Below are 12,691 nucleotides of genomic sequence, written 5' to 3' on the forward strand. Positions count from 1 at the left end.
TCTTTTTAGCAACCGCAAATGAACGCTGACTGACGCGGATGGATGATTCGGGCGATCGCCTCAAATGTACCCCAATTTCGCCCTTGCAAATCTTAAACCGTATCGCTAATGTTCTCCTCCATCTCAATTTTGATAGAGATGCAACGTGCTCAACAAGAGACGCAACGAGCCGATCGCCAGACCGCAAAACAGCGAGAATTAAATATTGACCCAGATACGATTTAGCAATTTTATTTCATGAAATAGCGAGGTTGACATGACTCAAATAAATCCCGATCGCACTACTGGAACAATTGCGATCGACGTTTTTGCTCAATCAAACGGGCAGTATCTTTGTCAGATTTCATCATCTCTGAGCGATCGCCCCAATGATAGCATGAATTTTTACGGACAAACGAAAGAACACGCGATCGCGATCGCCTTAGAAAATTTAGCCTCTCGCTACCGCCAGCAAGCCGAAAAAGCTCAAAATATAGATTGGGACGCGGTGGAAATTTCGGATTCTGGAGAGCCAATTGAAAAGCGTTATCACGTGATTTTGCACTACGAACGAATTGCTGAAGATGAATCTAAGTTTGAGGCAATGCACAATACAATGCTCGGAAATACAGTAGTTGAAAATGCCAAAATTTCAATAATTGAGATTTCTCCAGATATCGAAATCGAGGCCAGAGGGCGATCGGGATATTGACTTTTGTAATCATGACAAGCGATCGCCCTTTACTAAACCTCTAAATCAAAGTGATATTAGCAGTCACAAAACTTCCCAAAAGTCGATCGCGATTCACCGAGTTAACAACAGCCAAAACTTGACCGGAATCAGCAACTCGAATCACAGTGTTGCAATCGACAGCCTCCAGCCGCAAGTTAGCAGCAGTCAAACCTCCAGAAAGTCCGATCGAATCAACCCCAATCTCGAAATCGGCGATCGAATCTGCAAAAGCTACATCCGTCGGCGCTCCATTTTGTCGTAGCAAAAACAAGTCATTTCCCGACCCGCCAATCAAAGTATCTTGAGCCAAATCGCCGCTCATCGTATCATTTCCTTCCCCGCCGAAAAGCAAATCTAACCCTTTGCCGCCGAACAGAATATCGTCGCCATTGTCACCGATGACACTATCATTACCTCGATCGCCCCTGAGTCGATCGTTCCCATCACGGCCGACAACCAAATCGTTATCCTTGCCAGCAAATACAACATCATCGCCAGCATCGCCATCGATCGTATCACTGCCGGGATTGCCAAAGATGCGATCGTCCCCATCACCTCCAAGCAGACTATCAGAAGCATCCAAACCAAATATCGTGTCATTGCCCCTGCCGCCATTGATACTATCTTCACCGCTAGTACCAAGTAGCGAATCATCCCCTGAATTTTCCAGAGTCACAATCGGCCCAGGTTCCAGTACAGGCATCGGTATAGATACCGGACTTGGACATGATTCAGTTGCAGGAGTTGGCGTCGGAGTTGGAGTTGGCGTACCTGTAGGCGTCGGTGTCGGAGTTGGCGCAGGCGTATCTGTAGGCGTCGGTGCAGGAGTTGGTGCAGGCGTCGGCGTTGGTGGAGGCGTCGGCGTTGGTGGAGGCGTCGGCGTTGGTGCAGGCGTCGGCGTTGGCGTTGGTGCAGGCGTCGGTGCAGGAGTGGGTGGAGGCGTCGGCGTTGGTGCAGGCGTCGGTGCAGGAGTGGGTGCTGGCGTGGGTGCAGGAGTTGGTGCAGGTGCAGGTGTTGCAGTAGGCACAGGTGGAGCCGCAGGCGTTGGTACAGGCGTTGGCGTCGGTGGTATAGGAGGTGTTGGTGTAGGAGTTGGTGGTGTCGGAGGGGTTGGAGGCCTGTCAGCAAAACTACTAAAAATTTCCGTACTGCTGAAATTTCCTACCGTTTGGATGACGCCTGAACCAGGAGTAGTCCCAGGGGGCGTAGCAAAGAAGTCCAAAATCTCCACATCTTGAGCATTAAGCACCCCATCTTGGTTCAAGTCAATCACCAAACTCGTGCCATCTCGTCCCAAGCCCGTCGTTCCAACCGCCAAATTGAGTGAAAGCGTTACTCCGGGAAGGCTGAGGGAATTTATGCCGCCCGTATCTGAAATAAAGCTACCTTCAGTCGTTATAGCATCCAACTGATAAAAATCATTGCCCGCCCCTCCAGACAATTCGTCAGCACCGCTGCCAATAAGGGTATTATTGCCATCTCCTCCCAATAGAAAATCATCGCCCAACCCGCCATTTAAGGAATCATCGCCAGCATCCCCGCTCAGAAAATCATCCTCCGCCCCCCCATTCAAGATGTCCTTGCCATCACCACCAAACAAGAAGTCATCGCCATCCAATCCCGACACAAAGTCATCGCCAGCCAAACCACTTAGGAAATTAACACTTGTATTCCCTGTCAGAGAATCATTGCCACTGCCGCCTTCAATGTCTTCAATACCAATGAGACTGTCCGTTCCCTCTCCCGTTGCCGTCCCAGTTGTCAGATTAGCGACTACCGGGTCAGTTGCACCGTCATAAGAAACAAAATCAAAACCTTCTCCACCATCAACAGTGTCATTCCCAGCTTCCCCAGACAGGAAATCGTCGCCCAATCCGCCGCCGAGGAAGTCATTGCCATCACCGCCGAAGAGGAAGTCACCGCCATCCAATCCTGACAGAGAGTCATCCCCAGCCAAACCGTTTAGGAAATTAGGGCTAGTATTTCCTGCCAGAGAGTCCTTGCCACTGCCGCCTTCAATATCTTCAATACCGCTCAGAGTATCGGTTCCCTCTCCCGTTGCTCTCCCTGTGGCAAGATTTACCAGCACTGGAGTTGTCGCTGCCGCATAGGAAACTAAGTCAAAACCGTCTCCGCCGTCGATCGAATCGCTGCCAGAGCCTCCAACCAGAAAATCGTCGCCGAGTTCCCCTTTGAGACTGTCATTGTTATCACCGCCGAAGAGGAAATCGCTGCCATCCCCGCCATCGATGGAGTCTTTGGCAAAACCGCCAATTATTACATCGTCGCCCAATCCGCCTAGAAGGGTAGTAGATTTGTTCGCACTGGCGAGAGTCTCATCGCCGATCAGAGTGTCATCCCCCGCCTCGCCAAGCATGAGGTCATTACCGCCAAGGTTGCCCAGAAAATCATTGTCTTCACCGCCGCTGAGAGTCGAATTGCCGAGTCCGTCAATCAGGGTATCATCACCAAGTCCGCCGAGGAGGGAGTTATTGCCGTCATCGTCTAAAAGAGCGTCCTTACCTCCTTGGCCGACGAGGGTATCATTTCCTGCGGCTCCGAATATCGTGTCATCGTTCGCAGTTCCTGTGAGTAGAGTGTCATTGTTATTCGGTGCCAAAATAAGTGCCATGACTGAATTTCCCTGATGTGATGTTGTGAGTCTCGGATTTTCTGCTACTTAAACCGTGCTATTCCGGTTTTTTCGATTCAAACTGAGATATTGTAAGCCTTTCAACAATCCTGTAGGGTTCAAGGTAGAAGTCGGATAACGAGCGCAGCATATTCGATTTCTACCTTGAAAGGGTTCGCCAAGGGCTTTGAAGCTTGCAGAGTTGCCTAACCAAACAAGCCTCTAATGCCTTTCACTATCCCCTCTCCGGCAATCCCTCCCAAAAACCCTCCGGCAGCCCCTCCAAGTACCGTACCCACTGGCCCTAGTAGTGAGCCGACGGCTGCCCCAGCCGCTGTACCCACCACTTCGCCAGCAACCTTACCAGCAGTTTCCTGGAAGTTCTCCCCAAATCCACCATCCTCGTTGTAGGCATTGGTCAGATCAATTACATCGGTTACCACCGCAAGGGGTCTGGCAACCCTAGATGCGGTGTTCAGGACTGTAGTGCTTGCTGGAGGGCGAACTGGAGGGCGAGCTGGATCGTCGTCTATGGGAGGGCGAGCTGAAGGGCGAGCTGGAGCGTCTAGGGGAGGTTCTGTTCGAGGGCGAGCTGGAGCGTCTAGGGGAGGTTCTGTTCGAGGGCGAGCTGGAGCGTCGTCTATGGGCTTGGGAGATTCTATTGCTGGAGGGCGAGCAGGAACGTTGAACCTCGGAGGGTTTATATTGCGAGGTTTTGGTTTCCGACGTTCAACATCGACTTCTGGGTCTTCCTCTGAGTCTTTCTCGGACCCGACTGGAGAGCGATAGTCTTGGGGTTGGGGAGGTGAGTCTATATTGGGAGGTTCAACCTCGACTCCTGGGTCTTCCTTGGACCCGACTGGAGAGGGGGCTTTTTTGGGAAGGTTTGTCTCGTCAATCAAACCTTCTTTTTCTAGATATTCTATTAGATCTTCTTTACATTCTTTGGGCGGCTCTTTATCGTAGATTCGTATGACCTTGGTTGGTTTATGCAGTTCTTTGGGATTTCCTGGTTCACGAATCTTGTGGCCATCATCCAGAGCCTGTTGATCCCGTGATTTCTGGTCTTGTGACTCGAGGCTGTTTGCTGCCTCCTCGCTTCCCTTTATTTCAAACCCAATTACGTCTCCAGTTTTTTTTATCCAGACTATATCTAGTTTACGCGAGCTCTTGTATGGACGTTCTCGACTGTTGCCATTGTCCAGAGTGTAATACTGCTTGTCGAATTTCACTCCTACTCCTTTTCTGCCGATGACTTTTCCGCTTTCGTCTTTCTTGTCTTCTGCGTGTACCCATCGGCGTTCACCAAAAACTTTGTCACCTTTCTTGGATTGGCAATACTTTAAGTAATTTATCCATCTGTCCGACAGACTAGTACCCTTCTCTTTATTTTTATTTACGTTGATTGGGACATAAACTTCTGTTCCGATCTCAAGTTTACGAATATCTTCGTCTTTAAAGGGTTTGTCGTCCTTTGTCCTGAGTGTCCTCCAAAGATCTCCTACACCGAGCTCTTCTTTAGCAATGCTCCAAAGGGTATCGCCTAGCTTAATAACATGGCGTTTATAACTTTTTTCGTTCGGAAGTTTATAAGCCTCTCGCTCTGTAAAGCCATTGCCGTCCGCTTTCTGGAGTTCTCTCCAGCGGCTACCCGTTCCCAATCCTTTTTGAGCAATTTCCCAGAGAGTATCGCCGGAAAGAACTGTTGTCGCCAAATTGGAGGGGTTCGGGTTAGTTAACTCGTCATATTGCCCTGGCCGATCGACTCGATCGCCACTGGGAACTGGTGCGGTAATGGGATTATCCATTAACGCTTTGCCTACTTGTTGAGCAGTGCGATTGATCGGAAAAATTCCGCTTTCATCTCCATATACCGATGAGGCACCAGACCAAGCTTTCGTTTGAATGGCACTGATGCTGCGATCGTAGGTTGCTCTTGTATCAAAATCATCCTCAGACTCCAAAAGAGGATTCATCGGAATGCCTCCAAGAACACTACTAGGAGCCTTACTCAGTGATTCTCCAAAGAGATCGCGATTAATATCAGAAATGCTACCAGGTAAACCAGTAAAGGAGTCTACTCCGGTCTTGAGGCTGTTTGCAGGATTAATTTCCTTGAGAGACATTGGTATATACCTCTGGCGATAGTATTAGCACTCAGACAAAACCTACAGATGAAAACCGAATTCGTCCAAAGGGACGTTATTTTAATTGCGATTCTAGTCTTAGTTACTCAAGAATAGGAATTGGTAATTGGGAATTGGTAATTGGGAATTGGTAATTAGAAAAAGCTATCCGTGTATCCGCGACTGACCTGTCGATCTTGAAATAGTTATCCTTCAGACTGCCGAGTTGAATGTTAGACATTTTGCCCCCTGTCCACAAACTTGCTTGTATTTTAATTGATCGGCATAATTGAGCGCTCTAGTTTCAATACATCCGGGCTGCTTCCCAGATCGGGTCTCTCCCCCCAACACAGATATCCGCCAATTCTAAAATCTACGATTGTAAACTGCGATCTATTGCTCAGAATTAAGTCGGGCTTTTTTTCTGCAATAAAACTTTATAGATTTTGCTTTGTAAGTAGGCTGTAGCATCTGTGTTGGTTTAAGATTTTTTGAAAGAAAGCTTGTTATTATTTCCGATCTCTTGAGGATAGTTTATGCGTGCCAAGTTTACAAGCGATCTGGGCAATTACTGGCTAATGCTTTTATAACTCCTGAATATCCATTTGTCGAATCAAAGCATTTTGTAGGATGCGTTAGGCGATAGCCGTAACGCATCAAGCCTCGGCAGCGAAGCGTTACGCTGCGCTAACTCACGGCTGACGGCTGATAGCTGAATGCTTACATCGGAATGATATAAACGGAGGACACGGCAGTGCCGTGTTCCTACAATTAATGGAGGTAGGGAAACGGCACTGCCGTGTCCTCAGTATCATTCCGATGCAACCGGAAACGATATAAATCGCCGAGTCAAAACCGCCAAGTTTCTCTTCTATTCTTCGCCGCCAAAATCAGCTCTAACTTTCTCAACAACTCGATTCAACTCAACCGAATGAGAAGCCTTAAATAAAATACGATCGCCCTTTTCGACAAATCCCAACAACCGCTTTGCTAAATCTTCCCGCCCACCCTTGGCTGTAATATCTCCTATCTCCACAAAATGCAAACCCGCAGCGCCCGCGGCCATCGCCGCCGCTTCCTCAAAATCAGCAAAAACAAACAAAGCATCGAGATTCAAATCTCGCGCCGCCCTTCCCACTTGCCGGTGAAATTCGATCGCCCTGTCGCCCAATTCCTTCATCGTTCCCAACACCGCAATCCGACGCTTTCCCGGAGTATCTGCTAACAGTCTCAGCGCCGCAAACATCGACTCCAAACCAGCATTGTAAGTCTCATCCAGAATCACAATATCCTGGGGCAAATCGTAGCGGCGCGCCCGTCCATCCGGTAACTGCACAGACAAACCTTGCTTGAAAATTTCCCAATCAATACCTAAAACTTTTCCTACCGCCAAAGCCGCCAAATAATTTACAGCATTGTGCCGTCCACGCAGCGGCAGTGGCAATTCCACACCTTCTACCAACATTGTATCATGATTGAGCAATTCTCCGCACAAATCTCCGCCTTCTAAACCGTAAGTTAAAGTTTTCCCCTGCCAAACTTTCGCCGCACTTGCCATTAATCTATGATTATCGTGATTGAGAATAGCAATGCTATCAGCAGGCATTTCGGCTAACAGTTCGCACTTTGCTTGGGCGATCGCCTCTTCCGAACCCAATCGCCCAATATGTGCCGTTCCTACATTAGTAATTACCGCAACAGTAGGACGCGCAATTTGCGACAGCAGCGCAATTTCGCCACTCCCGCGCATTCCCATTTCAATTACAGCATAATTGTGTAATGGTGAAAGCTCCAACAGAGTTTTTGGTACGCCAATTTCATTATTGTAGTTATATTGAGTTTTAAGAACATTTCCCTTCGTTGACAAAACCGCCGCAATTAACTCTTTAACAGTAGTTTTACCGACAGAACCAGTAACAGCAACTATAGGTATACTGAATTGGTCACGCCACCAACGGGCGATCGACTGATAAGCTTTTAAAGTATCGTCAACGTGCAACAGCGGAAAATTAGGCAATTCCTCTTGCCAATCTCGATCGACAATCGCCGCAATCGCCCCCAAATCACGGGCTTTTGCCAAAAATTGATGGCCATCAAAATTGTCTCCCCGCAGCGCCAAAAATACTTCGCCCCCCTCAAGAGTGCGCGTATCTGTGGCAATACCTGTCCCTAAAACTGTCAAAACGCCCTTAGACATAGCAGGCAAAGGTACATTTAAAATTTCAGCAAGTTGGGCGATACTTACGCGACAAACCATAACCAGCACTCACATTTCAAATAATTATTTTCACAGTTAATTCTACCTCGCCCAACCTCAAATTTAACTAACCGCAGGCTGCGGATCAGGATTGACCTTGATCGTCCTAATACTAAATCGTCGGCCCACCAAAAAAATATCCCGTACCCACCCACAATCTTTACCAATACTTTACAAAGTCGATGGTATTTAAGGCCTTGCTAATTACCAACAATTCATGCCATGCTGGTGTTGGTAAATAGTTTAACTAAGCAAAAAATATCGATCGGCTTAAGCTGCTGACAGCTTCTACCCCTAAGCTTCATCCGGCCAGAAGCTCGGTTGACTTAATTGTTGCGCTTCATCGGCCAATTCATCAAGCTAATAGCGCGGAAAGCTACTGCCCCAGCCTCGGAGGGTTAATCCACAGTGAACGACTACAACAGACAAAGTTACGAAGAAGAACAGCTACTTTACCAGCACTGGCTGGAGTTGGTACAACGAGAGCAGCCAGCCGAACTCATCAGCCGCTTTCGCACTTTGTTTATCCAGGGTACCGGATATCCCGATCGCTCCGTCGCCGACGCACTCGAAAAAATAGCAGCCTCAGAACACGCCCAACAAGAATTCAAGTACATCCTCAACCGCTGCTGCCACATCCTGATCAACCGCTGGCAAACTTACCCCAGCAAACAAGCAGCCATCCCTGAATTGATCGCTTTGTTTGAAGAAGCGCCCAAAATATTATTTGGATACAATCGATCGCGGGGGCGAGCCTCCATCCCCCAATTAGCAAATCAATTTACCGAAAGCGAACAGTACCTCACCCTCCAACGTTTAGCCAAAGTCATAACTCACAACAATGAAGATAGCAGCAACAGCAAAACCCCTGCTACCCTTGCCCTCGGAACCTTAATTCCCCGCTACCCTTACCTCTACAAACACTGCCTCCTCAGCGACGACAGCACCTACGAACAGCAGAAAATCATTAAAAAAATCCAAGCTCAAAAGCAGCAGCAATTTGAGGTCAACCTCTCGCAATACGTGGCTCACCAAGTGAGAAAAGCCCAAACAGCGCGCCGGGAAACCTCAATTTCATTCAAAAGAATTATACAACCGATAAAAAACCCGACACTGTTGACCGACCCGGAACTGTTCTTTGCCCTCAAGCACTTTGTCGGAAAAGTAGAGGGAGCCGATACCTACAAAGAGCTAGCGGGCCGATTCACGGCAAACGCCAGCACAACTGGGTCCTACCGATCCTTTAAAGACGACTTGTACGAATACCTGATTTCTTCTGTCACCGACGATCGGTACGGCAAACGTCTCTTTAACGAAAAATTGTATAAGCAACTACAAAATACCCTGCCCCACAGCGATGATCAGAAGTTTAATGAATTTTTAATGATCAGAACTTGCAGCCAGTTATTGAACTTTTTAGTAGTAGAGAGTCCTGTGCGGCCCAACCACTTTGTCTTCATCGACCTGATCTCAAACCTCGGGCCGACCCAAACCACAGGTTTGCTGCTGAAAATCGTACTAATTTGCGGCAAAGTCAAACCCTACCTAGAAAAGCGACTGGCAATTTTGTTCGGTCACTACGAATGCAGTACCCGAGAAGGCGTAGTCTGGTTAGTCAAAGCCCTGGAAAACGTGAACCTAGCTTTGAGTACCAACTTTGGCAAGGTGGATGTATCTTTCCTGCGATGAGAGGGCGCGACATAACTTTCTCTGCTTCCACTGCAGGCAAAACATCACACCGATCAACCAGGTTTCTGAATACCCTAAAAGTTTTACCTTTAATTAGAACAACTTAATTAACTCCTGAAACCTACTCAAAAGACATTATTCTATGTTAAAGTACCAAGTGTGAATCAGATTCAGTTGCAGGCTTTGTTCATTGCTACAGAATTGTCTAAAAACTTGCCCTTCTGTATCGGCAGGGGACTCTCCGAAACTGAAATCTTCGCACTGTCTAAATTTTGGAGTTATTCCTCATGTCGATATACGTCGGTAACTTATCCTACCAAGTTACCCAAGAAGACATCACCACCGTCTTCGCCGAATACGGAACCGTTAAGCGAGTACATCTACCTACCGACAGAGAAACCAGTCGCCCCCGCGGCTTCGGTTTTGTAGAAATGTCCACAGATGCAGAAGAAGATGCAGCCATTAGTGCTCTCGACGGAGCAGAGTGGATGGGTCGCGACCTCAAAGTTAACAAAGCTAAGCCCCGCGAAGATGAAGGCGGCCGGGGTGGCGGCAACCGGGGCGGCGGTGGCCCTGGAAAATTTGCTCGCGGAGGCGGCGGCGGCGGAGGACGTTATTAATTTCCTCATTAGTTTCCTCGGATAAAGATTTGAGATTGGAGAGTTGAAATTGGCGCGAGAGCTCACCTAGCTCCGAACCACTTCCGGCCGTTCCGAAAAACCTATGCTCTTCAAATTTCCATATCTACCGGATTAAATATACCAAAAAGCCAAGGGCCTAACCCTTGGCTTTTTGGTATGAGAGTTGACAGTATGAGTCGGAAACCGGCTGGGCGAATCCGTTGCAGTACCGTCAGGTTCTAATCGTCAGGTTCAATGCTGCTGCTCAATCCGTGATTATTGAGGGTTTCAGCATAAAACTCAGCGTGTTCGAGAGCGCAAACAATCACTAATCCCATCCCGTTAGTATGGGCTTCCATCATCACATTTACCGCCTGTGGCTGAGTCAGACTCGGTACCGTCGCCATCAAAGTCTGCACCACGTACTCCATAGGATTGAAATCATCATTGTGCAGCAGAACGCGGTAGCGCGGTGCAAGCTTGCGGACTGTGGAAGGCTTTTGAATAATTTCGACAGACACTAATCTATACCTCCTGACTTGTAAAATGTTAAAATTTGTCAACAATCTTGAGCCGGATTCCTCCGCTGTGCAAGACTATCTCACTTTCAGCTATTTTATTGAAATCTGAAAATTCAGACAAGGCAGCCCCTTGGTCGATCGCGAGCTGCGAACCCAACACCAAACCCACAGGGGGTGTCCTGGACCCTCCGCAACCACATTCCTAGCGCCATAATATTAGAAAGGCGCGATCGGTTAAAAATAACAAACTACTACCTGTTGAGTCTCCAGAACTGAGGGAACCTTATATGAAACGCAAACCTAAATCCTACAACGACAGATTCAGCGGCGACCCATCCCGAGGAGATGAAGACTCCGACTACTCCGGCTCCATGGGCGGACAGTCGCGGCGTCAACCTCAGTCCGGCAAACCCTCTTTCCTCAATTCCGCCACCCTAGGGATTTTAACAGCCGTCTTTATTCTGGGAATTGGGATTGGCATTGCTTTTAGCTCCACAGCTACAATTAGCCCAAAGAACGTAGCCTCCCGCGAATTTATTGATCGCAGCGCCCCGAACCCAGAACTTTGCGTGCAGTTTGGAGCAAGCGCGATGGTGACAGATATGCGCCTCTACGTCACCCTCAACCCTTTCAACGTCTACATCTCGCAGCCGAGTATGCGCCCCGGATGCGTCCTGCGAACCAATAACTGGGCAATTCTGGAACAAAGAAAACTCATCAGCCAAGACCAAGTGCGCGATTGCAAAAATCGCATGAACACCTTTGGCTTCACCGGCCCCCTGGAAGCTCAACCCGAAATTAACTGTATCTACCAAAACGACGGCGCTAAAAACCTGTTCCTCAATCAACCGGGTTCGATAGCTCCAACCAGTGAAGGTCAAAATTTCTAAATCGCCGATATAGCGGTTTTCAGTTGAGTCAATTACAGATATGCGGTAGGACTTAGGCTTTGCCTAAGTCCTTACTTTATTTCATAGAATGGAAAACTGCTCTCAGAAAATATTGAACTAAGAGGTTCGAGGGAAGAAAAAAGTCTTCGTTCTTCCTTCTTCCTTCTTCGTTCTTCCTTCTTCATCTGGGGGGGTGACAAAGAGGTTTAGGAGATAGACGCAATAAGGGTTGCAGCCCGTATACCCTGTTGATAAAAGCGACGTTTATTTCGAGTTAACTTCATTAACTGTTGAATTTCTAATGAATGCCTATCGAGATAATCAACCCACTGTTCTCCATTCTTACCAACGCCAAATGTACTCCGTCTACGGTATTTTTTTCTCGGTTCACAGCGGCGAGATACATCTTTTTGTACCTGCTTCTTCTGAATTTCAATGCATTGAAATATGGCCCAAGTGTAGGCGATAGCCATTAACAGAATCATCTTAATCAGTCTGTCTCCCCTTAAACCACTCCCTTCTAAATTATAACCTCCTGTCTTGCAATCTCGGAACATTTCTTCAATTCCCATTCGCTCTTTATAAGCGGAGAGCGCTACTGGCAATGAACCCAAATCTGTGAGAATAAACCAGGCGTCTTTTACTTTTAATCCTCGATAGTTTCGTTTCCATTTACAGGCGATATCAAATCCTGCTACTGGTTGAGTTTTTCTTACCCTCACTCCTTGAAAGTACAACGAAGTTCCGGGTACTACTCCTAATTGGTCTAAGCGTTGCCAGATTAAATTTTCTGTTTCAATACAATGATTTTTTTTAAGCCTTAAACAAAAAGATATACCCATTGATCCCGGCTAGTTTCCTAAGTCTACTGAACAAAATTCACGGTCGCCCAAAACGATAAGTTTATATTCCTTAAACAAGGGTAAAACTTGTTCGAGAGCGAGGGTTTGTTCTTGTATAGCCTTTCTCAGAAAGATGAGTATGATGTTACTGACACTCATTCATGAGGGTCAAACAGAGAACACACGATCGAATAAACTATAATTATATGGTTACGCACAAGCCACGCGAAAGCGATAGCACACATAATAGCATTTTTCTGACAGCACGAAGAAGTTGACTTACAACACGTTTACTTATACCAAACTTCATACATTGTTAAAAATAAAAACTTATTCGATTGATTTTAGGCAAAAAATTCTTGATACTTATCATACTGAACCGATTTCACAAAAAGCAATAGC

9 protein-coding genes are annotated in these 12,691 nt (G+C 47.3%); 4 read left to right on the plus strand and 5 right to left on the minus strand.

The features are described 5' to 3' along the window. Positions 1-256: 256 nt before the first annotated feature. Complete coding sequence (locus QUB44_RS09010; protein WP_333365774.1) at positions 257-691, plus strand: hypothetical protein; 435 nt, start codon at positions 257-259, stop codon at positions 689-691. A gap of 40 nt (positions 692-731) precedes the next feature. Here QUB44_RS09010 and QUB44_RS09015 read toward each other — a convergent pair whose 3' ends face one another. From QUB44_RS09015 to QUB44_RS09025, 3 genes are all read right to left on the minus strand, one after another. Further along, the gene (locus QUB44_RS09015; protein ID WP_333365777.1) at positions 732-3,344 is read right to left on the minus strand and encodes a calcium-binding protein; all 2,613 of its coding nucleotides are present in this window, start codon (positions 3,342-3,344) and stop codon (positions 732-734) included. A gap of 206 nt (positions 3,345-3,550) precedes the next feature. Next, positions 3,551-5,470: a LysM peptidoglycan-binding domain-containing protein gene (locus QUB44_RS09020; RefSeq protein WP_333365781.1), complete on the minus strand. Its 1,920-nt coding sequence runs from the start codon at positions 5,468-5,470 to the stop codon at positions 3,551-3,553. A gap of 871 nt (positions 5,471-6,341) precedes the next feature. Beyond that, positions 6,342-7,727 carry a UDP-N-acetylmuramoyl-tripeptide--D-alanyl-D-alanine ligase gene (locus QUB44_RS09025; RefSeq protein WP_333365784.1) on the minus strand — a complete coding sequence of 462 codons (1,386 nt, stop codon included), beginning with the start codon at positions 7,725-7,727 and terminating at the stop codon, positions 6,342-6,344. A 408-nt stretch (positions 7,728-8,135) separates the two neighbouring features. Here QUB44_RS09025 and QUB44_RS09030 point away from each other — a divergent pair, with 408 nt between their 5' ends. Together QUB44_RS09030 and QUB44_RS09035 are read left to right on the plus strand one after the other, a co-directional pair. After that, entirely contained in the window at positions 8,136-9,416 is a 1,281-nt protein-coding gene (locus tag QUB44_RS09030) for a hypothetical protein (RefSeq protein WP_333166553.1), read from the plus strand. Positions 9,417-9,703: 287 nt separating this feature from the next. Next, on the plus strand, positions 9,704-10,036 hold the full coding sequence (locus QUB44_RS09035; RefSeq protein ID WP_006635107.1) for an RNA recognition motif domain-containing protein: 333 nt from the start codon (positions 9,704-9,706) through the stop codon (positions 10,034-10,036). A 239-nt stretch (positions 10,037-10,275) separates the two neighbouring features. On the opposite strand, the gene clpS is transcribed toward QUB44_RS09035, so the two are convergent. Beyond that, the gene (gene clpS / locus QUB44_RS09040) at positions 10,276-10,557 is read right to left on the minus strand and encodes an ATP-dependent Clp protease adapter ClpS (protein WP_015178019.1); all 282 of its coding nucleotides are present in this window, start codon (positions 10,555-10,557) and stop codon (positions 10,276-10,278) included. A gap of 287 nt (positions 10,558-10,844) precedes the next feature. Between clpS and QUB44_RS09045 the strand changes: the two genes are divergently transcribed. Then, positions 10,845-11,447 carry a DUF3172 domain-containing protein gene (locus QUB44_RS09045; protein WP_333365787.1) on the plus strand — a complete coding sequence of 201 codons (603 nt, stop codon included), beginning with the start codon at positions 10,845-10,847 and terminating at the stop codon, positions 11,445-11,447. A 206-nt stretch (positions 11,448-11,653) separates the two neighbouring features. Here QUB44_RS09045 and QUB44_RS09050 read toward each other — a convergent pair whose 3' ends face one another. Next, a complete protein-coding gene (locus QUB44_RS09050; protein ID WP_333365790.1) occupies positions 11,654-12,289 on the minus strand; it encodes a hypothetical protein in 636 nt (211 codons plus the stop codon). Positions 12,290-12,691 lie beyond the last annotated feature (402 nt).

Origin of the sequence: Microcoleus sp. AT3-D2 (assembly GCF_036705715.1) — a bacterium.
GTDB lineage: Bacteria > Cyanobacteriota > Cyanobacteriia > Cyanobacteriales > Microcoleaceae > Microcoleus.

What these genes read in the sequence shown, in the direction of transcription:
- QUB44_RS09045 (WP_333365787.1), top strand. Translation starts at nt 10,845, where the DNA reads ATGAAACGCAAACCTAAATCCTACAACGACAGATTCAGCGGCGACCCA.
- QUB44_RS09050 (WP_333365790.1), bottom strand. Translation starts at nt 12,289, where the DNA reads ATGGGTATATCTTTTTGTTTAAGGCTTAAAAAAAATCATTGTATTGAA.
- QUB44_RS09020 (WP_333365781.1), bottom strand. Translation starts at nt 5,470, where the DNA reads ATGTCTCTCAAGGAAATTAATCCTGCAAACAGCCTCAAGACCGGAGTA.
- QUB44_RS09025 (WP_333365784.1), bottom strand. Translation starts at nt 7,727, where the DNA reads ATGGTTTGTCGCGTAAGTATCGCCCAACTTGCTGAAATTTTAAATGTA.
- QUB44_RS09015 (WP_333365777.1), bottom strand. Translation starts at nt 3,344, where the DNA reads ATGGCACTTATTTTGGCACCGAATAACAATGACACTCTACTCACAGGA.
- QUB44_RS09010 (WP_333365774.1), top strand. Translation starts at nt 257, where the DNA reads ATGACTCAAATAAATCCCGATCGCACTACTGGAACAATTGCGATCGAC.
- QUB44_RS09035 (WP_006635107.1), top strand. Translation starts at nt 9,704, where the DNA reads ATGTCGATATACGTCGGTAACTTATCCTACCAAGTTACCCAAGAAGAC.